The organism is Streptomyces sp. NPDC029122 (assembly GCF_055569445.1).
Window position 1 is genome coordinate 1 of sequence record NZ_JBVHWK010000042.1, and the last position, 23165, is coordinate 23165.

At 75.8% G+C, this 23165-nt stretch carries 11 protein-coding genes; 7 read left to right on the plus strand and 4 right to left on the minus strand.

What is annotated here, in order from left to right; genetic code table 11:
• Window positions 1-7264: type I polyketide synthase (locus tag ACZ4WZ_RS32105; RefSeq protein WP_467896386.1), on the minus strand; the 7264-nt coding region annotated here is incomplete at its 3' end.
• A 312-nt stretch (window positions 7265-7576) separates the two neighbouring features.
• On the opposite strand from ACZ4WZ_RS32105, the gene ACZ4WZ_RS32110 reads away from it, so the two are divergent.
• Together ACZ4WZ_RS32110 and ACZ4WZ_RS32115 are read left to right on the plus strand one after the other, a co-directional pair.
• Window positions 7577-8608 (plus strand): 3-oxoacyl-ACP synthase III family protein, encoded by a 1032-nt coding sequence (locus ACZ4WZ_RS32110; protein ID WP_467896388.1) that lies wholly within the window; start codon window positions 7577-7579, stop codon window positions 8606-8608.
• Window positions 8605-10371: a 3-hydroxyacyl-CoA dehydrogenase family protein gene (locus tag ACZ4WZ_RS32115; RefSeq protein ID WP_467896390.1), complete on the plus strand. Its 1767-nt coding sequence runs from the start codon at window positions 8605-8607 to the stop codon at window positions 10369-10371. Before ACZ4WZ_RS32110 ends, ACZ4WZ_RS32115 begins: the two co-directional genes overlap by 4 nt.
• Window positions 10372-10514: 143 nt before the next feature.
• Here ACZ4WZ_RS32115 and ACZ4WZ_RS32120 read toward each other — a convergent pair whose 3' ends face one another.
• The gene (locus tag ACZ4WZ_RS32120) at window positions 10515-11006 is read right to left on the minus strand and encodes a GbsR/MarR family transcriptional regulator (protein ID WP_467896392.1); all 492 of its coding nucleotides are present in this window, start codon (window positions 11004-11006) and stop codon (window positions 10515-10517) included.
• Window positions 11007-11088: 82 nt separating this feature from the next.
• Between ACZ4WZ_RS32120 and ACZ4WZ_RS32125 the strand changes: the two genes are divergently transcribed.
• The gene (locus ACZ4WZ_RS32125) at window positions 11089-12009 is read left to right on the plus strand and encodes an ABC transporter ATP-binding protein (RefSeq protein ID WP_467896394.1); all 921 of its coding nucleotides are present in this window, start codon (window positions 11089-11091) and stop codon (window positions 12007-12009) included.
• Window positions 12010-12025: 16 nt separating this feature from the next.
• Here ACZ4WZ_RS32125 and ACZ4WZ_RS32130 read toward each other — a convergent pair whose 3' ends face one another.
• Together ACZ4WZ_RS32130 and ACZ4WZ_RS32135 are read right to left on the minus strand one after the other, a co-directional pair.
• On the minus strand, window positions 12026-13360 hold the full coding sequence (locus tag ACZ4WZ_RS32130; protein ID WP_467896396.1) for an AMP-binding protein: 1335 nt from the start codon (window positions 13358-13360) through the stop codon (window positions 12026-12028).
• A gap of 78 nt (window positions 13361-13438) precedes the next feature.
• Window positions 13439-16027: an AfsR/SARP family transcriptional regulator gene (locus ACZ4WZ_RS32135; protein WP_467896398.1), complete on the minus strand. Its 2589-nt coding sequence runs from the start codon at window positions 16025-16027 to the stop codon at window positions 13439-13441.
• 246 nt (window positions 16028-16273) lie between these two features.
• Here ACZ4WZ_RS32135 and ACZ4WZ_RS32140 point away from each other — a divergent pair, with 246 nt between their 5' ends.
• Genes ACZ4WZ_RS32140 through ACZ4WZ_RS32155 form a run of 4 tightly spaced genes read left to right on the plus strand, consistent with a single transcriptional unit; the run spans window position 16274 to window position 23162 of the window.
• The gene (locus ACZ4WZ_RS32140) at window positions 16274-18082 is read left to right on the plus strand and encodes a fatty acyl-AMP ligase (RefSeq protein WP_467896400.1); all 1809 of its coding nucleotides are present in this window, start codon (window positions 16274-16276) and stop codon (window positions 18080-18082) included.
• Window positions 18079-19866: an acyl-CoA dehydrogenase gene (locus ACZ4WZ_RS32145; protein ID WP_467896402.1), complete on the plus strand. Its 1788-nt coding sequence runs from the start codon at window positions 18079-18081 to the stop codon at window positions 19864-19866. Before ACZ4WZ_RS32140 ends, ACZ4WZ_RS32145 begins: the two co-directional genes overlap by 4 nt.
• A 54-nt stretch (window positions 19867-19920) precedes the next feature.
• Window positions 19921-20208, plus strand: a complete 288-nt coding sequence (locus tag ACZ4WZ_RS32150; protein ID WP_467896404.1) for an acyl carrier protein — start codon at window positions 19921-19923, stop codon at window positions 20206-20208.
• The gene (locus ACZ4WZ_RS32155; RefSeq protein WP_467896406.1) at window positions 20205-23162 is read left to right on the plus strand and encodes a type I polyketide synthase; all 2958 of its coding nucleotides are present in this window, start codon (window positions 20205-20207) and stop codon (window positions 23160-23162) included. Before ACZ4WZ_RS32150 ends, ACZ4WZ_RS32155 begins: the two co-directional genes overlap by 4 nt.
• Window positions 23163-23165: the final 3 nt, after the last annotated feature.

Here is a 23165-nt window from a genome sequence, read left to right on the forward strand (position 1 = left end):
CCAGCGCACCCGTACCCCCGGTGATCAACACCGTCCCCTCCGCACCCCACACCGCACCCCCGGCAGAAACCACCGCCGCCCGCACCAGGCGCGGGATGAGCAGGGAGCCGTCGCGGACGGCGACCTGGGGTTCCCCGGTGGCGAGTGCGGCGGCCAGGTCGGTGCTGCCGCTGTCCCACGGGTCGAGGTCGACCAGGACGAAGCGGTCCTGGTTCTCCGTCTGGGCGGAGCGCAGCAGACCCCACAGCGGGGCGTGCGCGAGGTCGATGACGTCCTCGCCGGCGCGCACGGAGACGGCGCCGCGCGTGACGATCACCAGCCGGGCGGCGGCCAGCCGGTCCTCGGCGAGCCAGTCCCGGACGAGGCCGAGGGCGGCGGCCGTCGCCGCGCGGGCGGCTTCGGCGGTCGGGGCTCCGTCCGTGTCCGCACCCGTGGCGGGGGCGCAGGAGAGGACGACCGTCGAGGGGACGGCGAGCCCCTGGTCGAGGGCGGCGGTGAGATCGGCGAGGCGGGGGTAGGCGGCGCCGCCCAGCTCGGTCCAGTCGGGGAGCCGGCCGGCGCCCCCGGTCGCGGGGACCGCCGACCACTCGACGCGGTGGAGGGCCTCGCGGTGTGCGCCGCGCAGGGCTCCCGCGGCGACGGGCCGCAGTACGAGCGACTCGACGCGGGCCACGGGGCGGCCCTCGGCGTCGGCGACGTCCAGCGCGACCGTGTCGGTGCCGAGGGGGGTCATGCGCAGGCGGAGCGAGGCGGCTCCGGTGGCGAGCAGGGAGACGCCGCTCCACACGAACGGCAGCCGGACGCCGGAGTCCTCGCCGCGGGCGGCGCGGACGAGCTGCTCGGCGTGCAGGGCGGCGTCGAGGAGGGCGGGGTGCAGGCCGAAGGCCGCCGCCTCCTCGCGCTGCGCCGCATCCAGCGCCACCTCCGCGTACACGGCCCCGTCCACGCTCCAGGCCGCCCTGAGGCCCTGGAAGGCGGGCCCGTACGCATAACCGGCCTCGGCCGTCCGCGCGTAGAACCCCTCCACGTCGAGGGACCGCGCCCCGGCCGGCGGCCAGACGGACAGGTCCACCGCGAGGCCGGGCGCGGCGGGGGCCAGGAAGCCGTTGGCGTGGCGGGTCCAGGCGGCGTCCGTGTCGGCGTCGTCGGGCCGCGCGTAGACGGCGACGGAGCGGCGGCCGGATCCGTCGGGGGCTCCGACGACCGCCTGGACCTGGACTGCTCCGCGCGGGGGGAGGACGAGCGGGGCTTCGAGCGTGAGCTCTTCGAGGTGGGCGCAGCCGGCCTCGTCACCGGCCCGGACGGCCAGTTCGACGAAGGCGGTGCCGGGCAGCAGGACGGTGTCCAGCGCGCCGTGGTCGGCGAGCCAGGGGTGGCTGCGCAGGGAGATCCGGCCGGTCAGCAGGAAGCGGTCCCCGTCGGCGATCCGTACGGACGCGCCCAGCAGCGGGTGCCGGGCCTCGGCCAGGCCTGCCGCGGACACGTCGGCGCCGCCGGTGTCCGGGGCGTCGAGCCAGTGGCGTGCGCGCTGGAAGGGGTAGGTGGGCAGTTCGGTCGCCGCGTGGGCGCCGGAGCCGGTGAGGACGGAGGTCCAGTCGACGTCGACGCCCCGGGTCCAGGCGGTGGCGAGGGAGGTGTGGAAGCGGGCCGGACCGCCCTCGCCACGGCGCAGCGTGCCCGTGGCCAGGATGTCGGCGCCCACGGCCTCGGCCGTCTCCACCAGCCCGTACGTCAGCACCGGATGCGCACTCGACTCCACGAACGCCCGGAAACCCTCCGCCAGGAGCGAGCGGACGACGGGCTCGAAGGACACCGGCTGCCGGCAGTTCTCGTACCAGTAGGCGGCCGTCAGCTCCGGCCCCTCCAGGACCTCGCCGGTGACGGTGGAGTACAGCGGAACGGAGCCCGTCCGGGGCTCCACGAAGCCCAGCAGATCCAGGATCCGCCCCTGGAGGCGGTCGACCTGGGCGCAGTGGGAGGCCACCGTGGAGGGGATGACCTTGGCCCGTACGCCTTCGGCCTCCAGGGCCGCGACGAGCTCCTCCAGCGGGGCCACCTCACCGGCGACGGTGACGGTGCCCGGACCGTTGATCCCGGCGATGGAAAGCGCGTCCCCGTACGGGGCGAGCCGCTCGCGCACCGCCTCGGCACCCAGCGACACCGAGGCCACCGCGCCCCGGCCCACCAGCTCGTCCGCGAACAGCTGCGAGCGCAGCACGACCACCCTCGCGCCGTCCTCCAGTGACAGCGCACCCGAGACGACCGCGGCGGCGATCTCCCCCTGGGAGTGGCCGACGACCGCGTCCGGCACCACACCCGCGGCGCGCCACAGGTCGGCCAGGGACACCATCACCGCGAACAGCACCGGCTGGAGCACCTCGATGCGGGTCAGATCACCGCCCCCGCGCAGCACCTCCTCCACCGACCAGTCGACGTGCGCCTCCACGGCCGCCGCGACCTCCGCGAACCGGGCCGCGAACACCGGCGAGGAGTCCAGGAGTTCGACGCCCATCCCGGCCCACTGCGAACCCTGACCCGGGAACACGAACACCGTCTTGCCGCCCGCGTCCGCCACACCGGGCACCGGCGGAGCCTCCAGACCGGCCAGCAGTTCCTCGCGGGTGGAGCCCAGCACGGCCGCCCGGTGGCCGAAGACGGAGCGGTGCCCGGCGAGGGCCGCGGCGACGGCGGAGGCGGGGGTTCCGGGGTGCTCGGCCACGTGGGCGCGCAGCCGGGCGGCCTGCTCGCGCAGGGCGTCCTCGGTCTTGGCGGACAGCAGCCATGCCACGGGGCCGGCGGCGGGTGCCGCCTCCGGCTCGGGCGACGCCGGGGCCGGCGCCTCTTCGAGGATGAGGTGGGCGTTCGTACCGCTGATCCCGAAGGAGGAGACGCCCGCGCGGCGCGGGTGGCCCGTCTCCTCGGCGGCGGGCCACGGGCGGGCCTCGGTGAGCAGCTCGACGGCGCCCGTCGACCAGTCGATGTGCGGGGAGCGCTCTTCGGCGTGCAGGGTCTTGGGCAGCACGCCGTGGCGCAGGGCCAGGATCATCTTGATGACGCCCGCGACGCCCGCGGCCTGCTGGGTGTGGCCGGTGTTGGACTTGAGGGAGCCGAGCCACAGCGGCCGGTCCGCGTCCCGGCCCTGGCCGTAGGTGGCGAGCAGGGCGTGTGCCTCGATGGGGTCGCCGAGCCTGGTGCCGGTGCCGTGGGCCTCGACGGCGTCGACGGTGTCGGCGGTGACGCCCGCGTGGGCCAGGGCCTGGCGGATCACGCGCTGCTGGGAGGGGCCGCTGGGGGCGGTGAGGCCGTTGGAGGCGCCGTCCTGGTTGATGGCGGAGCCCCGGATGACGGCGAGGACGCGGTGGCCGTTGCGGCGGGCGTCGGAGAGCTTCTCCAGCAGCAGGACGCCCGCGCCCTCGGCCCAGCCGGTGCCGTCGGCGTCGGCGGAGAAGGACTTGCAGCGGCCGTCGGCGGACAGGGCGCGCTGGCGGGTGAGTTCGACGAAGAGGCCGGGGGTGGGCATGACGGTGACGCCGCCCGCCACGGCGAGGGTGCACTCGCCCTGGCGCAGGGACTGCGCGGCCAGGTGCAGGGCGACCAGCGAGGAGGAGCAGGCGGTGTCGACGGTGACCGCGGGGCCCTCGAGGCCGAGGGTGTAGGCGATGCGGCCGGAGGCGACGCTGGGGGTGCTGCCGGTCATCAGGTAGCCCTCGGTGGACTCCGTGCCCTCGTGCAGGCGCGGGCCGTAGTCCTGGAAGGTCGCACCGATGAACACGCCGGTGTCCGTGCCCTTGAGGGCGCGGGGGTCCAGGCCGGCGCGTTCCAGGGCCTCCCAGGAGGTCTCCAGCAGCAGCCGCTGCTGCGGGTCCATGGCGGCGGCCTCGCGCGGCGAGATGCCGAAGAAGGCGGGGTCGAAGAGGGTGGCGCCGCCGAGGAAGCCGCCCGCGCGCACGTAGTGCGTGCCGGGCCGGCCCTCGGGGTCGTAGAGGCCCTCCAGGTCCCAGCCGCGGTCCGTGGGGAAGGGGCCGGTGACGTCCCGGCCGGCGGTGAGGACCTCCCACAGGGCCTCGGGCGAGTCGGTGCCGCCGGGGAAGCGGCAGGCCATGGCGACGACGGCGATCGGTTCGTCGGCGGCCGCGGCGCCGGTGTGCCGGGCGGCCGCGGCCGGGTCGGCGGAGTGGCCGAGGGCGCGCTCCACGAGGTTGCGGGCCAGGGCGACGGGCGTGGGGTGGTCGAACAGCAGGCTGCTGGGCAGGGCCAGTCCAGTGCTGCGGGTGAGGCTGTCGCGCAGTTCGACGGCGGTCCAGGAGTCGAAGCCGAGCTCGTGGAAGGTCTCGCGCAGGTCGATGTCGCGGGCGTCGTCGTGGCGCAGGACGACGGCGATGTCCGCGCGGAGCAGGTCGAGGACGGCCTGTTCGCGGCCGGCGGCGGGGAGCGCGGTGAGGTGGGCGCGCAGGGCTCCGGCATCGGAGTCCGTCTCCTCACCCGGGCCGTCGCCGGAAGCGGGGGAAGAGGCGGGGGCGGAGGCGGACGCCGGGACGGTCACCGGGGCGGCGGGCGCCGCGTCGATCCAGTGGCGGCGGCGCTGGAAGGCGTAGGTCGGCAGGTCCAGCCGGGGAGCCGGGCCGGCCGTGCCGAGGAGGGTCTCCCAGTGCAGTTCCGGGGCGGCGCCCAGGGTGTGCAGCCGGGCCAGGGCCGTGGTGAGCGACTCCGGCTCGGGCTGCTTGCCGGTACGGACGACCGGCACGAACGCGGCGTCCTCGCCCGCGCACTCGCGTCCGGCGGAGGAAAGGGCGCCATCCGGGCCGAGTTCCACGTACGTGGTGACGCCGGCGGCCTCGAGGGCGCGGATGCCGTCGGCGAAACGGACGGCCTCGCGGACGTGGCGCACCCAGTAGTCGGCGGTGCCGATCTCCTCGTCGGTGACGATCCGCCCGGTCAGGTCGGAGACGACGGGGATGCGCGCCGGAGCGTAGGAGACGGAGGCGGCGACGGTGCGGAACGCGTCGAGCATGCCGTCCATGTGCGGGGAGTGGAAGGCGTGGCTGACGGGCAGCCGCTTGGTCTTGCGGCCCTGCGCGGCGAAGTGCTCGGTGAGGGCGTCGACGGCGTCCTCGTCGCCGGAGACGACGACGGAGCGGGGGCCGTTGACGGCGGCCACGCACACCCGGTCGGTGCGCCCGGCGAGCAGGGGCGCGACCTCGGCCTCGTCGGCCTGGAGGGCGGCCATCGCGCCGCCCCCGGGGAGGGCGTCCATCAGACGGCCGCGGGCGGCGACGAGCGCGGCGGCGTCGGGCAGGGTGAGGATCCCGGCGACGTGCGCGGCGGCCAGTTCGCCGATGGAGTGGCCGACGAGGAAGTCGGGGCGGACGCCGAGGTGGCCGAGCAGCCGGTGGAGGGCGACCTCGAAGGCGAACAGCGCGGGCTGGGTCCAGGCGGTGCGGTCGAGGAGGGCGGCCTCGTCGGTGCCCGGGGCGGCGAAGGCGATCTCCCGCAGCGGGCGGGGCAGGTGGGCGTCGAAGGCGGCGCACACCTCGTCGAAGGCGGCGGCGAACGCGGGCTGCGCGGCGTGCAGTTCGCGTCCCATGCCGGGGCGCTGGCTGCCCTGGCCGGAGAAGAGGAACGCGGTGGCGCCGGAGCCGGCCCGGCCGCGGACCAGGTGCGGGGAGGCGGCCGCGGCGGCGAGCGCGTCGAGTCCCGCGGTGAGGCCGGTGAGGTCCTCGGCGAGGACGACGGCCCGGTCCTCGTGGGCGGTACGGGTGGCGGCCAGGGCGTGCGCGAGGTCCGCGGCCGTCCCGGTGTGGGTGGCGGCGTACGCGCTGAGCCGGGCGGCCTGGGCGCGCAGGGCCGGCTCGCCGCGGCCGGCGAGCGGGAAGAGCAGCGTCCGGCCGGCGGCGGGGGCGGGCGCGGCCGCGGGGACGGGCGCGGGGGCCGGGGCCTCGGCGAGGACGACGTGGCAGTTGGCGCCGCCGAGGCCGAAGGAGCTGACGCCCGCGACGAGGGGGCGGGCGGGGTGCGGCCAGGGGCCGGCCTCGGTCTGCACGCGCAGCCGCAGCGCGTCGAGGTCGATGGCGGGGTGGGGGGTGCGGTGGTGGAGGCTGGCCGGCAGTTCGCGGTGGCCGACGGCGAGGGCCGCCTTGATGAGCCCGGCGATGCCCGCGGCGGCTTCGAGGTGGCCGATGTTCGTCTTGGCGGAGCCGACGGGCAGCGGGTCGGCGGCGTCGCGGGCCGCGCCGAGGGCGGTGCCGAGCGCGGCGGCCTCGACGGGGTCGCCGACCGGGGTGCCGGTGCCGTGCAGTTCGACGTACTGCACCTCGGCGGGGTCGGTGCCGGCGGCTTCCAGGGCCCGGCGGATGACGTCGGCCTGGGCGGTGGGGCTGGGCACGGTGAGGCCGTCGGTGGCCCCGTCGTGGTTGACGGCGCTGCCGAGCAGGACGCAGTGGACGCGGTCGCCGTCGGCGAGGGCCCGGTCGAGGGGCTTGAGCAGGACGAGTCCGCCGCCCTCGCCCCGTACGAAGCCGTTGGCGCGCTCGTCGAAGGTGTGGCAGCGGCCGTCCGGGGACAGCGCCCCGAACCCGGCGGTGGTCTCGGAACTGGCGGGGGTGACGCGCAGGTTGACGCCACCGGCGAGGGCCAGGTCGGCCTCCCCGCTGAGCAGTGCCCGGCAGGCCAGGTGCACGGCGACGAGGGAGGAGGACTGGGCGGTGTCGACCGTCAGGCTGGGCCCGTTCAGGCCGAGCGTGTAGGAGACCCGGTTGGCGATGACGCCCCGGTTGAGCCCGGTGAAGGTGTGCTGCCCGGTGCCCGCGCCGCCGGAGCGGCGTACGAGGTCGGCGTAGTCGTCCCAGATGGCGCCGACGAACACGCCGGTGCCGCTGTTCTTGAGGGTGCCCGGCAGGATGCCGGCGTCCTCCAGGGCCTCCCAGGCCAGTTCGAGGACGAGCCGCTGCTGCGGGTCCATGGCGGCGGCCTCGCGCGGCGAGATGCCGAAGAACCGGGCGTCGAAGGTGTCGACGCGGTCGAGGTAGCCGCCGCGGGCGGCGGCCGGACCGGCCCCCGCCGGGACGACGTCGCGGCGCGCTTCGGGCGCGTCGGTGACGGCGTCCGTTCCGTCGCGCAGCAGCCGCCAGTAGGCGGCGGGGCCGTCGGCCTGCGGGAACCGGCAGGAGATGCCGATGACCGCGATCGGCCCGGTGGTACGGGCGGGTGTGCCGGACTCCTCCGGAGCCGCCGTCGTCTGCCGTGCCGAATTCAGCGGGTCAGCCACGATCTCCCCCTTCGCCTGTTTGCCTGATGCGTCTTCAGGGATCCGCCGGGCGCGCGGGCGGACCGAGGACCGGGGGAATTCCGTGCAGACCGTCGAGACGCTGACGTCCAGCTCTAAAGGTCGGCTAAAAACAGCTCCTGGTCACCGGCCTGCGGGACCGCTAGGGGCGGCTAGGGGGCGGAGCAAGGGTTACCGCCCGGCTCGGTCTCCGAGAACCATTGCTGAATGTCCCATTCGAGCATCCCGCGGTGAATGCATTTCCCGTACTCTCCCGCGTTTTCTGCCCACCGCCACGGTGAGGAGCCGCCCGTCATGACAGCAATCGGAATTCTGGGCACCGGGTCGTATCTGCCTGCCGATACGGTCTCCAATCGGCTCGTCGCGGAACGGGCGGGGGTCACGGAGGACTGGATCCTGCGGAAGACGGGCATCCGGGAGCGCCGCTACGCGGCCGAGTCCGAGGCCACGTCCGATCTGGCGGTCGAGGCGGCGCGGGCCGCGCTGGACGCGGCGGGGATCTCGGCGGAGCAGCTGTCGTGGATCGTGGTGGCGACGTCCACGCCGGATTCCCCCCAGCCGGCCACGGCCTGTCTGGTCCAGCACCGGATCGGCGCGGTGAACGCGGCCGCCTTCGACCTGAATTCGGTGTGCAGCGGATTCGTGTTCGGTCTGGTGACGGCGGCCCGGCTGCTGCCGGGACCGGACGGCGGGTCCGGCGGTCACGCCCTGGTCATCGGCGCCGACGTGTACTCACGCATCATCGACCGGGAGGACCGGCGGACCGCCGTCCTGTTCGGTGACGGTGCGGGTGCCGTGGTGCTGGGCCCGGTGCGGTCCGGGTACGGGGTCCTCGGCTCGTACCTGGCCAGCCGTGGCGACCAAGCGGAACTGATCCACGTCGAGGCCGGCGGCAGCAGGCTGCCCGCCTCGGAGAAGACGGTCGCGCAGGGGCTGCACCACTTCAGGATGAACGGGCGCGGCGTACGCGACTTCGTGGCCGCCGAACTGCCGCGCGCGGTCGGCGAGGTGCTGGACCGGCACGGCCTGGACCGCTCCGAGGTCGACCACTTCGTCCCGCACCAGGCCAACGGCGTGATGCTGGGCGAGACCGTGCCCCGCCTCGGCCTGCCCCGCGCCCGTACGCACCTCACGGTCGCCGAGCACGGAAACACCAGCGCCGCATCCATTCCCCTCGCCCTCGACGAGGCGTGCCGGTCCGGGGCGTTCCGGGACCGGGACGTCGTCCTGCTCGCCGGTTTCGGCGGCGGCATGTCCCTGGGCACGGTCCTCGTCCGCTGGGACGAGGAGGCGGCTCCCGCTCCCCGAAAGGACTCAGCAGCATGACGGCAGCATCCGCGGCACCCCTTCCCGGTGCCCTGCCCTTCACCGCGGTCGCGGTGATCGGCCTCGGTACGGTCGGATCCGCGCTGGCCCGTTCGCTCGCCTCGGCGGGCGCCCGGGTGGTGGCGGTGGAGGCCGACGGTGACGCCCTGGCCGGCGGCCGGGAGCGCGTCCAGCGCGGGCTGGAGGATCCGGCGGCCCGCGCCCGCATCACGTACACCGCCGACCTCGCGGCCGTCACGGACAGCGAGCTGGTCGTGGAGGCGGTGCCGGAGGACTTCGCGCTGAAGACGGAGGTGCTGCGGCGGGCCGACGGACTGTGCGGTCCCGGGACGGTGTTCGCGACGACGACCTCCCTGTCGGTGACCCGGGTGGCGGCGGCGTGCGGGCGGCTGCCGCGCACGGTGGGCCTGCACCCGGTCGGGCACGCCCCGGACGGCGGTGTGGTTGAGGTGGTGACCACGCCCCTGACCGAGCCGTCGGTGGGGCGGGCCACCGAGGAGCTGGTGGGTGCGCTGGGCCGGACGGCCCTGGCCTCCAGCGACCAGCCGGGATTCACCGGGGGCGGGCTGCTGATGGCCTACCTGAACGGCGCCGTCGCGATGTACGAGCGCCGTTACGCGTCGCGCGACGACATCGACGCGGCGATGATGCTGGGCTGCGGGCTGCCGCTGGGGCCGCTGGCCCACCTCGACCTGATCGGTCTGGACACGGCGCGCGACACCCTGCGCGGTCTGTACGACCAGACGGGGCAGGCGCAGTTCCTGCCGCCGCCGCTGCTGGACCACATGGTGACGGCGGGGCTGCTGGGCGCGAAGGCGGGCCGCGGCTTCCACACCTGGCCCGAGGGCCCGGCGGGTCCCCGCGCCGCGGCCGTCCCGCCGGAGGGCCGGGCGGAAGGTTCCCCGCGGCCGTCGCGGCCGGTGCGCAGCGTCGGGGTGATCGGTTCCGGCACGATGGCGTCGGGCATCGCCGAGGTGTTCGCCCGGTCCGGGTACGCGACGCGGCTGGTGGCCCGTACGGACGTCCGCGCGAAGGAGGCGCTGGACAAGATCGCGGCTTCCGTGGAGCGCGGGGTCAAGCGCGGCCGGATCAGCGCCGAGGACGGCCGGGCCGCGCTGGAGCGGCTGCTTCCGGCCGACTCCCTGGAGGCGGTGGCGGACTGCGACCTGGTGGTCGAGGCCGTCGCCGAGGAACTCTCCGTCAAGCGGGAGGTGTTCCGGGGGCTGGACGCGGTGTGCCGTCCGGGTGCGGTACTGACGACGACGACGTCGAGCCTGCCGGTGGTGGAGTGCGCGGCGGTCACCTCGCGGCCCGAGGACGTGCTCGGCATGCACTTCTTCAATCCGGCGCCGGTGATGCGGCTGGTGGAGGTGGTCGGCACGGTGCTGACGGCGCCGGACGCGCTGGGGACGGTCCACGAGGTGTGCGCGCGGCTGGGCAAGCACCCCGTCGGGATCGACGACCGGGCCGGTTTCATCGTCAACGCCCTGCTGTTCCCCTACCTCAACAGCGCGGTGCGGCTGCTGGAGGACCGCCGGGCGGTCGCCGGGGAGATCGACTCGGTGATGACGCGGGGCTGCGGCTATCCGATGGGGCCGCTGACGCTGCTGGACACGATCGGCCTGGACGTGTCGCTGCAGATCCAGAACAGCCTGCACGCCTCCTTCCGGGAGCCGTCGCTGGTGCCGGCCCGGCACCTGGAGCACCTGGTGGACGCGGGGTACCTGGGGCGCAAGAGCGGCCGGGGCTTCCACACGTACTAGGGGGTGTCCGCGAGGACCCGCGAGGACCGGCGGCACCGGAGATCCTTCCGGTGCCGCCGGTCCGGTCGGTGCCGGAGCTCGCGGGGCCGGACGTCCCTGCGGTGCCTTTTCCGGGCGGGCGGGCCGGCACGCCGCCCGGGTGGTCACCCGCCGCGGTGGGCGCGCCAGCGGTCCATCAGCGAGTCCAGTTCCGCCTTCACGAAGTTGAAGAAGTCGGCCGTCTCCTCGGCCCGCAGGCCCGCCGGCGTACCGGGACCCAGCACCGCGATCCCCTGCTTGAGGGTGGCCGCCCAGCGGTTGAGCATCTGGTCCCGGTTGGTGACCGCCTCGTACCAGAGGTCGGCGTGGATCCGGTAGATCTCCCGCCGCCCGCCCGGCGCCCGCTCCCGGCCGACCATGTGCACCTGGGCCAGGTAGCGGACCGCGCCGGAGACCGCGGCCGGGCTCACCCTCAGCCGCTCCGAGAGTGCCGCGGCGCTCAGCGCGCCCGCGTCCTCGGCGAGCAGGCACGCGAAGACCCGGGAGGCCATCCGCGGCATCCCGGCGGCCACCAGGTCGGCGGCGAACCGTTCGACGAAGGCCGAGACCTCCTCGCTGTAGCCCCGCTGTTCGCTTTCACCGGCGCTCGCGCCCATCGTGTCTCCCCCGTGATCGATCGTCAGACGATCCCTTTCGCTATCTTCACGATATTCTGAAACTAAGGTATCTTCCGACATTGTGATGAAGGCAATCGAGATTGCCGGACTGTACAAGTCGTTCGGCCGCACGCACGCGCTGAAGGGCCTTGACCTGACCGTCGAGAAGGGCGAGGTGCACGGCTTCCTCGGCCCCAACGGCGCCGGCAAGTCCACCACCCTGCGCATCCTCCTCGGCCTGATCCGCGCCGACCGCGGCCGCGTGCGGCTGCTGGGCGGCGACCCGTGGCGCGACGCGGTCGCGCTGCACCAGCGGATCGCGTACGTGCCGGGCGACGTGAACCTGTGGCGCAACCTCTCCGGCGGCGACGCCGTCGACTTCCTCACGGGGCTGCGCGACAACACCGACCCCCGGCTGGCCAAGGAGCTGATGGAGCGCTTCGAGGTCGACCCGGGCAAGAAGGGCCGCGCGTACTCCAAGGGCAACCGGCAGAAGCTCGCCCTGGTCGCCGCCTTCGCCGCCGACGCCGAGCTGCTCGTCTTCGACGAACCCACCTCGGGCCTCGACCCGTTGGCCGAGGAAGTCTTCCAGAGCTGTGTCGGCGAGGCCACCGACGAGGGCCGTACGGTCCTGCTCTCCAGCCACATCCTCGCCGAGGTCGAGGCGCTGTGCGACCGCGTCAGCATCGTCCGGGACGGGCGCACGGTCGAGACGGGCACGCTCGCCCGGATGCGGCACCTGTCGCGGACGTACGTCACGGCCGAACTCGCCGCCCCGGCCGAGGGCCTCGAGGACCTCGACGGGGTCCACGGCCTGGAGGTGCACGGCACGGAGGTGACCGCCGAGGTCGACCACGAACACCTCGGCGCGTTCCTGCGGGTGCTGTCCCGGACGGGCGTGCGCAGCCTCGTCAGCCGGCCCCCGAGCCTCGAGGAGCTGTTCCTGCGGCACTACCGGCCCGAGGCCGAGCCGGCGTCCGCCGGGTCCCCGGGGCCGGGCTGAGGGCCGCGGCGCCGCCTCACCCCTCCCCCGACAGCAGCAGCCCCTTCCGGGTCTTGCCCATCGCGTTGCGCGGCAGCGAGGCGACGAACCGCACCTCGCGCGGGCGCTTGTGCACCGACAGGCGTGCGGCCACGAAGTCGGTGAGCTCGGCCCCGGTCACCCCCGAGGCCACGACGAACGCCACGACGCGCTGGCCCAGATCGGAGTCCGGCACCCCGACCACCGCGGCCTCGGCCACGCGCGGGTGGTCCAGGAGGGCGTTCTCGATCTCGCCCGCCCCCATCCGGTAGCCCCCCGACTTGATCATGTCGACGGAGGCCCGGCCCACGATGCGGTGGGTGCCGTCCGCGTCGATCGCCGCGATGTCGCCCGTACGGAACCAGCCGTCCTCCGTGTACGAGGCCGCCGTGGCCTCGGGACGCCCCAGGTAGCCGGAGAACAACGTCGGCGCGGTCAGCTGGAGTTCACCGATCTCCTCCCCGGGCCCGGCGGCGATCCGCGTACGGACGCCGGGCAGTGGCGTCCCCACCGCCCCCGGCCGCAGCGGGCCGTCCGCGCGGCCGCTCACCGTGATCAGGGTCTCCGTCATCCCGTACCGCTCGACCGGCCGGCTCCCCGTCAGCTCCTCCAGGCCGCGGAAGACCCGCTCCGGCAGCGGGGCGCTCCCCGAGACCAGCAGCCGTGCGGAGCGCAGCGCCCGGGCCCGCTCCGGCTCCCCCACGACGCGGGACCACACCGTGGGCACCCCGAAGTAGAGGCTGCCGCCCGCCTCGGCGTACGCGGCCGCGGTGGGCCGGCCGGTGTGCACGAGGCGGCTGCCGGTGCGCAGCGCGCCGAGGACGCCGAGGATCAGGCCGTGGACGTGGAACAGCGGCAGCCCGTGGACCAGGGTGTCCTCGGCGTTCCACTGCCAGGCCTCGGCGAGGGCGTCCAGACCGGCGGCGATGGCGGCGCCGCCGAGGACGACGCCCTTGGGGGCGCCGGTGGTCCCGGAGGTGTAGAGGATCATCGCGGGGGCGTCGGCCGCCGGTGCGGGGCCGCTCCAGGCGGCCCGGCGGGCGAAGTCCACCGTGACGGGGCAGGCGCCCGAGTCACGCAGGACGTGCTCGCGTTCGGCGACGCCCGCGTCGGGCGGTACGGGCACCACGGGCACCCCGGCCAGCAGGCAGCCGGCCACCGCGGCGACGGTCTCCAGGGAGGCGGTGGCCTCGACCGCGACGGCGGGGGCGCCGGCCACGTCGGCGGCCACCGCTCCGGCCGCGCCCAGCAGTTCCTCGTACGAGGCGGTCCGGCCGCCGACGGTGACCGCGTCCGCACGGTCCCCGTACACCCCTTGCAGCGCCGTGAGCACGGATGTCTCTCCTTACGTCGGTACGTGGTGACGCGTGGCGCGTCGGTCGGTCCCGCGGGCGGTACGGCCGCCCGCGGCTCAGGCGGCGGCGCGCAGGCGCCACACCCCGGGCCGGGTCTCCGTCCAGTCCGGCAGCGGAAGGCCGCCGCGCACCTGGCGCAGCCAGCGGACCGCGTACGCCTCGCGCCGCCGGTCGCCGAGCCGCGCCGCCAGGGCGAGGCACTGCGCGAAGTGCGGTTCCGCGGCGGCGGGGCCCTCGGTCTCCAGGGCGAGCAGGGCCCGGACCCGGCGGGCCTCGTAGTGGTCGCGGGGGTCGGCGGGCGCCGCGTCGAGGACCTGGCCGATCAGCCGGGCGGCCTCCGTGACGGCCGAGGAGTCCAGGCTCAGTTCGGCCAGGCCCGTCAGGGCGCGGTCGCGCTCGGGCCGGGCGTCGGCGCCGTCGGCGGCCCTCAGGGCGCGCCGGTAGAGCCCGCGGGCCGTGTCGGTCCGGCGGCGCTGCCAGGCCAGGTCGCCGAGCGAGCACAGCAGCCGGGACCGGGCGCCGAGGTCACCGGAGCGTTCGGCCGCGTCCAGGGCCCGGGAGTGCGCGCGTTCCCAGTCGTCCCAGGCCGCGTGGGCCTCGAGGGGGGCGGTAAGGACGTCGGCGAGGCGCACGGTGTGGACCCAGAGTCCGGCCGCGTGCGCCCGGTCCAGGGCCGAGGTCAGTGCGGTGCGGCGGTGCGCGAACCAGTCGGCGGCCTGCGGGAGCCCGTCGGTCTCCCGGGCCTCGGCGGCCAGGGCCCCGGCGAGCCGGGCCACGGCCCGCGCCGCCTCGCCGGGGGGCTCCTCGGCGTCGAGGAGCTCGCCGGCCAGCAGCCGCCACAGCACGTGCAGGCGGTAGCCGCCGCGGGGTTCGGCGCGCAGCAGCCGGGCTTCCACGAGGCTCTCCAGCAGGGCTTCGGCGGCCGGTTCGGGGGTGCCGAACAGGGCGGCCGCGTCAGCGGTGGGGAAGGGACCGGCGGGCAGCAGCCCGAGCAGCCGGAAGGCGCGCCGCACCGGTTCGCCGGCCTCCTCGTACGCGCCCCGCAGGGCCGCGTCCAAGCCTGGGTGCGCGGAGCGCAGTTCGGCGAGCCGGGCCTGTTCGTCGGACAGCCGGGCGGCCAGGGAGGCCACGCTCCAGTGCGGACGCGCGGCCAGCCGGCCCGCGAGGGCCCGTACGGCCGACGGCAGCCGCCCGCAGGCCTCGACGACGGCGGCGCAGGCCCCGTCGGGCCCGTCGTCCTCCCCCTGTCCGCCGCGCCCCGACGCGGCCAGCAGCAGCCGGCGGGCCTGCGCGGGGGCGGGGACGTCGAGCAGGTGCGCCCGGGTGACGGGGAGGGCCGGGGTCCGGCGGGCGGTCAGCAGCGCGGTGCTGCCGGGGGTCGTCGGCAGCAGGGGGCCCGCCTGCTCCGCGCCGGCCGCGTCGTCGAGGACGAACAGCATCCGGCGGCCCAGGGTGAGCCGGTCCAGGGTGCGGCGCAGCCCGTCGAGGTCGTCGGGCAGCGGCCCGGTGACTCCGCAGCGGAGCAGCAGCAGGGTGAGGGCGGCGGCGGGGGCGAGCGGTTCGCCGGCGTCGTCGCGCAGGGTCAGGAACACCCGGCCGTCGGGGAAGAGGTCGCCGGCGCGGTGCGCGGCGGCCAGGACGAGGGCGGTCTTCCCCACGCCGGCGGGGCCGGTGAGCGCGACGCAGCCGCCCGGGGGGACGTCCCGCAGGAGCGTCTCCAGCGCGGCGAGTTCCTCGTCGCGTCCGGTGAACAGCGGGTCGGGCGCGGGGAGTTCACGGACCGGCCCGGTGACCGGGGGCAGTACGGGGTCCGGCCCGGCGGCCGGCGCCGCGGCGGGGGCGGCGGGGGCGGCCGCACCCCGGACGCCCGCGGGGCGCAGCAGTGCGGTGTCCCCGTCGAGGATCCGGCCGTGGAGCTGCTGGAGGGGCGGCCCCGGCTCGATGGCCAGTTCGTCGACGAGGGTGCGCCGCAGCCGGGCGAAGACCTCCAGCGCGTCGGCCTGCCGGCCGGTGCGGTAGAGCGCCACCATCAGGTGGGCGTGGAACTCCTCGCGCATCGGCAGCTCGGCGGCGAGCGCCCGCAGTTCACCGACGAGGTCGTGGTGGCGGCCCAGTTGCAGGTCGGCCCGGATGCGCTGCTCCAGTGCGGCCGTGCGCAGTTCGCCGAGGCGGATCGCGGTGCTGTCGAGCATCGCCCCGTGCGGGGTGTCGGACAGCAGGGGGCCGCGCCACAGCGCGAGCGCGCGGCGCTGGAGGTCGGCGGCGGCCCCGGCGTCCTGGCGGGCCATGGCGGCGCGGCCCCGGGCGTGCAGGTCCTCGAAGGCGGTCAGGTCCAGCCGGTCCGGGTCCAGCCGCATGAGGTAGCCGGGCGGCCGGGTGACCAGGCAGTCGCGGCCCGCGTCGGGGTCCGCGGCGTGCAGGAGCTTGCGCAGCTGCGAGATGTAGACCTGGAGCGTGGTCGTCGCGGTGCGCGGCGGGTCCTCGCCCCACAGTTCGTCGATGAGGCTGCCCACGGACACGATCTCGTTGGGCCGTACGAGCAGCGTCGCGAGCACCACGCGGATCTTCGCCGCGCGGGGCGTCACGCGGTGCGCGTCCGGGCCGGCCGCGTCCACCTCCAGTGGCCCCAACACCCGAAATCGCATGCAGCCCCCGTTCCTCGGCACTCCGGTGGCACGGGTGGCGGCGCAATCCCCCCGCTCCGGCCCTCGTCACCCTAGGGCCGGGCGCACCCCCGGCTTCGGACAGCCGGACCCCTGATCCGGTGCCGCGCACCCTGGCCGGGACCCGCAAGCCAGGCTTTAGGGGCGGTGTGGAGCATGCCGAGGCGTTGGCGGCAGGGGCGCCGGGCGTTCGGCAGTTGCCCCGGGTGCGCCAGAAGGGGGCTGACGTTGACTGGATTCGCTACGTTCACCGAGGTGCTCCGCGGCCGGGCCGCGGCTCTCGGGGAGCGCGACGCTCACGTGTTCCTCGGTGACGCCCCGGGCGCCGCCGCCGAGCACCTCACGTACGGGGAGCTGGACCGGGCGGCCCGGGCCATCGCGGTGCGGCTGCGCGAGCACGGCGCCCTGGGGCAGCCGGTGCTGCTGCTGTACCCGCCGGGCCCCGGGTTCCTGAAGGCGTTCGCGGGCTGTCTGTACGCCGGCGCCGTCGCCGTGCCCGCCCCGCTCCCCGGTGACCGGGGCGAGCGGCTGCAGCGCGTGTCGGGGATCATCCGCGACACCGGCGCGCAGCTGGTGCTGACCGACTCCGCGCACGCCCCCGACGTATCGCTGTGGCTCGCCATGGCGGGCCGGGGCGAGACGGTGTGCCTGGCCACCGACGTGGAGGAGGGGCTGGACGCCGAGGCCTGGCAGCCGCCCCGCACCGGCCCGGACGACCTGGCGTTCCTCCAGTACACCTCGGGTTCGACCTCCCGGCCGCGCGGGGTGATGGTCAGTCACCGCAACCTCCTCGCCAACATGGAGGCCATGCGCGACGTCCTGGGATCCACCGCCGGGGACGTGTTCGGCAGCTGGCTGCCGCACTACCACGACATGGGACTCGTCTGCCATCTGCTGCACCCGCTGTGGCTGGGCGCCTCGTCGGTGCAGATGTCCCCGACCGCCTTCGTCAAGCGGCCGGTGCGCTGGCTGCGCTCGATCGGCGAGTACGGGGTGACCATCGGCGGCGGCCCCAACTTCTGCTACGACCTGTGCCTGCGCCGGATCACGGACGACCAGCTCGCCGGCCTGGACCTGAGCAGCTGGCGGCTGGCGGTCAACGGCGCCGAACCGGTGCGCCACCGGACCCTGGAGGCCTTCGCCGAGCGCTTCGCCGCGGCCGGTTTCCGCCGCGGGAGCCTCTTCCCGGCCTACGGGCTCGCCGAGGCCACGCTCGTCGTGTCCGGCGGCACGCCCGGCCACGGCCCGCGCACCCTGACCGTCGACGCGGCCGGCCTCGAGTACGACGAGCTGCGCCCGCCGCGCCCCGGCCTGCCGGTGCGGACCCTGGTCGGGAGCGGCACCGTACGCGGCTTCGACGTGCGGATCGTGGAGCCGGTGATCGGGCGCGAGCTGCCCGAGGGCCGGGTCGGGGAGATCTGGGTGCGCGGCGACAGCGTCGCCCAGGGCTACTGGCGCCGTCCCACCGACACCGCCCGCACCTTCCACGCCATGGTGGACGACGGGGACAGCGGCTTCCTGCGCACCGGCGACCTCGGGGTGATCGACGGGGACGAGCTGTACGTCACCGGCCGCCTCAAGGAGGTGATCATCCTCAACGGGCGCAACATCTACCCGCAGGACGTCGAGTGGGCGGTGCGCGAGAGGGAGCCGGCCCTCGGGGCCGGCCAGGGCGCCGTCTTCACCGTGGACGCGGACCGCGAGCAGCTCGTCGTCGTGCACGAGGTGCGGCCGGAGACCACGGACTGGGAGACGCTGCGCGCCCTCGCCCGGCGCGTCCAGGTCCTCATCGGCCAGGACTTCGACGTGCCCGCGGCCAATGTGCTCCTGGTGCGGCCCGGCACCCTGCGCCGTACCACCAGCGGCAAGATCCAGCGGACCCTGATCCGCAAGCTGTTCCTGGAGGGCGGGGTCAGCGGCGAGTACGAGGTCCTCGACCCGGCCGTGCACGCCCTGGTCCGTCCGCGCGACAGGCTGCTCGGCAACGACCTGCTGCGGCCCTCCGCCCGCGCCGCCGCCGCGGAGACGGCGTGGTGAGCGCCGTCGCCGTCGCCGCCGGACCGGCCCCCCGGGCGCCGGTGCGGCGGCCCGCGCCGTCCCCGGAGTCGACGAGCGGCCGGGTCCGGGCCGCCGCGCTGGAGGCCCTGCTCGGCGACCCGGCGGAGCCCGGCAACCCGGCCGGGCACGGCGCGCTGCTCGCCTCCGACCGGGCGGCCGCGCTGTCCCCGGAGGCGGAGGGGCTGCTCGACGACTTCGGGATGCACCGCGAGTTCGTTCCGCGCGAGCTCGGCGGCCGCTTCGACTCCCCCGAGGGCCTGCTGCGGGTGATGCGGCCGGTGTTCCGCCGGGACGTGTCCCTCGGCATGGGCTACGGCATGACCACCTTCATGGCCGCCTCGGACGTGTGGATGCGCGGCAGCGAGGAGCAGCGGTCGTGGCTGGGCGGCCTGCTGCTGGACGGTTCGAAGGCGGCCATAGCCCAGCACGAGACCGCGCACACCAACGACTTCGTCCGCAACCAGATCTCCGCGGACCTGGCCCCCGGCGGCGGCCTGTCGCTCACCGGGGCCAAGCCGGTGGTCAACAACCTGCACCGGGCCGACGCCCTGGTGCTGTTCTGCCGTACCGGCGGGCACTTCCCCGGCGGGACGCAGAGCGCCCTGCTGCTGGACCCGCGCACCCTGCCCGCCGACCGCTACCGCACCGAGCGGCGGCCCGCCGCGCTGGGCCTGCGGTCCTGCTTCTTCTCGGGCGTGCGCTTCGACGACTGCCCGGTGCCCGCCGGCGCCCTGCTCGGCGCGCCCGGCAGCGGGGTCGCGACCTCGCTGCAGTCGTTCCAGATGAGCCGCACGCTGATGGCCTCGCTGTCGGTGGCCGCCGTGGACACCAGCCTGCGCACGGCCGTGCTGGTGGACCGTCAGCGGGGGCCCGGCGCGGCGGGCACGGCGCCGGTGGACCCGCAGCACACGGCGAACACCCTGACGGGCGCTTTCGTGAACCTGCTGCTGTACGACTGCCTGGCGGTCGTCGCCACCCGGGCGCTGCACCTGCTGCCGGCCGAGACCAGCGTGTACTCGGCTGCCGTGAAGCTGCTGCTGCCGCGGGTGCTGATCGAGACGATGTACGACCTGTCCACCGTGCTGGGCTCGCAGCTGTACACGCGGGACGGCACCGTCGGCGTGCTGCAGAAGCACATCCGGGACGTGCCGGTGATCAGCCTCGGCCACGCGGGGACGGTCGCCTGCCAGGCGACGGTCATCCCGCAGCTGAAGCATCTGGCGAGCCGCTCCTGGTTCGCCGAGGAGGAGGCCCCCGCCGCGCTGTTCCAGCCCGACGCGCCCCTGCCGGCGTTCCGCTACGACGCCCTCGCGCTGGCCGGCGGACGCGACAGCCTCAGCGCCTCGCTGCTGGCCGCCGCCGCGGAGCCGCCGGGCCGCGACCCGGTGGAGCGGGCCCTGCGCACGATGACGGAGCACCTCGTCGAGGAGCTGCGGGACCTGCGCCGGCGGGTGCTCGCGCTGCCGCCGCTGGACGGCGGGACGCCGGTGGGCCCGGCCTGGTTCGCGCTGACGGACCGCTACGTCCTGGTCCTGGCGGCCGCGGCCGTGCTCGGCGTACGCCGCCACAACCGCCACGGCCTCGACCCGTTCCTGGCCGACCCGGCCTGGGCGGCGGCCGCCCTGCACCGCATCGCGTCCAGACTGGGCACCGCGCCCGTGGAGCTGCCCCCCGAATGCCTGGCGCGCGTCCACCAGGAGGTCCTGGCCCGCTTCGGGGACCGGCGCAGCTACGACCTGCACAACACCCCGCTGCCCGGCTGACGGGCAACGGCCCCGACCACCGCTTCCCTTCGCCCGCACGCAAGGAGTCCAGGGATGTCCCTGCCCGTGTCGCCGCACAGCGCGGCCCCGCTGCACCACTGGCTGACCGACCGCCTCGCCGTCTACCTCGACCGGCTGCCGGAGAGCATCGACCCCACCGTGCCGCTCGCCGAGTACGGCATGGACTCGGTGGGGGCGCTGAGCCTGTGCGGGGACATCGAGGACACGTTCCGCATCGCCGTGGATCCGTCGCTGGCCTGGGACCACCCGACCGTCGTCGCGCTGGTCGCCCACCTCGGCGCCCGGGGCGTGACGGTTCCGGCCGCGGGGGCCTCCCGGTGAACTCCGCCTCCGTCGCCCTGGTCGGGCTCGACTGCGTCTTCCCGGGCGCGCCGGGCCCCGACGCCTACTGGGACCTGCTGATGCGCGGCGGCGACGCGACCGGCGAGCAGCCGGGCCCGCGCAGGTTCGGGCCGGGGTACGAGACGCCGGTGCGCGGCGGTTTCATCGACGACGCCGACGTGTTCGACAACGACTTCTTCACCGTCTCGCCGCGCGAGGCCGCGGCGATGGATCCGCAGCAGCGGCTGCTGCTCCAGTGCGCGTGGCGGGCGCTGGAGGACTCGGGGCGCTCCCCGCGGTCCCTGGCGGGCGGCGACACCGGGGTGTTCGTCGGCATGATGGGCAGTGAGTGGGGCCAGCTGCACCTGGGCGACTACGGGCGCGTGACCCCGCAGCTGGGCGCCGGGTCCAGCGCCGGCATGGCCGCCAACCGCATCTCGTACCACCTCGACCTGAAGGGGCCGAGCCTGTCCGTGGACACGGCCTGCTCCTCCTCGCTGGTCGCCGTGCACCTGGCGGTCAACTCACTGCTGTCCGGGGAGTGCGGGACGGCGCTCGCCGGCGGGGTCAACCTGGTCCTGACGCCGGCGCTGGGGCTGGTGTACGCGCAGATGGGGCTGGCCTCGCCGGACGGCCGGTGCAGGCCGTTCAGCGCCGACGCGAACGGCATCGCGCGCAGTGACGGCGCCGGGGTGGTGGTGCTGCGGCGGCTGGAGGACGCGCTCGCTGACGGACAGCGGGTCTACGCCGTCATCCGGGGCACCGCCGTCAACCAGGACGGGCGCAGCAACGGCGTCACCGCGCCGAACCGGCACTCCCAGCGGGAGGTCGTCGCGGCCGCGTACCGCCGGGCCGGGGTCACCCCCGACCAGGTGCGGTTCGTCGAGGCGCACGGCACGGGTACGGCGCTGGGCGACGTCATCGAGTGCGGGGCCCTGGGCGAGGTGCACGGCGTACCGCGCGAGGAGCCGTGCGCGATCGGCTCCGTCAAGGGCAATCTCGGGCACACGGAGGGGGCCTCGGGCATCGCCGGGCTGATCAAGGTGGCGCTCGCGCTGCACCACCGGATCGTGCCCGCGAGCCGGTTCGCGGACCGCGAGAACCCGCAACTGCGGCTCTCCGAACGGGGGCTGGCCCTGCTGAAGGTCCCGGTCCGGCTGCCCCCCGGTGAGGTCGTGGCGGGCGTGAGCAGCTTCGGCATGGGCGGGACCAACGCGCACGCGGTACTCGCCGCCGCGCCCCGTACGGCCCGTACGGGGCGCCGCCGGGCGGCGGCCGCGCCGGCCGGGGTGTTCACGGTCTCGGCCGACACCCCGGAGGCGCTGCGCCGCAACCTCGCCGCGCAGGCGGAGGCGGTGGCCGCCCGCCCGCGCGGGGACGCCGCCGCGCTGTGCTGGACCAGCAACCGGGTCAAGACCGGGCTGCCCTACCGGGCGGCGTTCACCGCCACCGACACCGTCGAGCTGGCGGCGGCGCTGCGCGGGGCGGCCGAGGACGAACGGCTCGCCGCCGGGATCGCCGACCGGGCCTGGCGCCCGCCGGTCATCGGGTTCCTCTTCACCGGCCAGGGCGTCCAGGAGCCCGGGATGACGGCCGCCCTGTACCGGCAGTCGCCGCTGTACCGGCACCGGCTCGACGAGGCCGACGCGGCGCTCGCCCCGCACCTGGGCGGCTCGGTGCGCGATCTGATCCTCGGCGGGGATCCGGCCCTGCACCGCACCCGCTGGGCGCAGCCCGCCCTGTTCGCGGTCGGCCATGCGCTGGCGGCCACGCTGAGCGGCCTCGGCGCGGGGCCGCACGTGGTCCTCGGGCACAGCGTCGGGGAGTTCGCGGCCGCCGTGACCGCCGGGGTGCTCACGCTGGACGAGGCGGCCCGGCTGGTCGCGGAGCGGGCACGGCTGATGGACGCGCTGCCCGAGGGCGGCGGCATGCTGTCGGTGCGGGCGGGGCGCGAAGCGGTCGAGGAGTTCCTCACCACCGGTCCGGGAGTGGCCCTGGCCGCGGTCAACGGCCCGGGGAACACCGTGCTGTCGGGCGGGCTCGCGGCGCTGGAGCGGGTCGCCGCCGTACTGCGCGAGCGCGGTACGCACTGCCGTGCGGTCGGCGTCTCCCACGCCTTCCACTCGCCGCTGATGGCCCCCGTCCTGGAGCCGCTGGCCGCCGCTGCCGCGGGCACCGCGCCCGCCGCGCCGCGCGTCCCCGTCGCCTCCACCCGGTACGGGCGGCTGCTGGCCGACGAGCCGATGGACGGCGCCTACTGGGCCGGGCAGGCGGCCGGGCCGGTGCTGTTCGCGGACGCGCTGACCGATCTGGTGGCGCGGACCGCCCCGACCGCGCTCGTGGAGATCGGCCCGGCGCCGCAGCTGATCCAGCTGGTGGGCCGGTCCGGGCTGGCCGACGGGATCCGGCTGCTGCATCCGGCGCCGGGCCGGGACTCGACGGCCCGGGACCTGGCCGAGACCGTCGCCGCCCTGTACCGCTCCGGGCTGGAGCCGCAGTGGGACGAGCTGTACGAGCCCGCCTGGCGCACCACCGAGCGGCTGCCCCCGTACGCCTTCTCCACCGCGCACCGCTTCTGGCACACCGCGGCCGCCCGCCCGCAGGCCCCGGCGGCCCCGTCCGCGCCCGCGGCCGCCTCCGGCCCGGCGACGGCGGCGGCGGCCGTCGCGGACGGGGGTGAGCGCGGCGGGTCCGAGGACCCGGTGCTGGCCGCCGTCGTGCGGGCCGTGGTGGAGGTGGGCGGTTACGCGCCCGAACGCGTCGGCCGGCGGTCCCGTTTCTACGAGGACCTCGGCTTCGACTCTGTAATGATCATGCAACTCAAGGACCGGCTCGAGACCTCGCTGCCGCAGGCCGGCGGCATCGCGGTGCAGCAACTGCTGCCCGCGCTGCGCTCGGTGGGGACCCTGGCCGACTTCGTCGGCGAGTGGATCAGTGTGGGGGTACGACCGTGACAC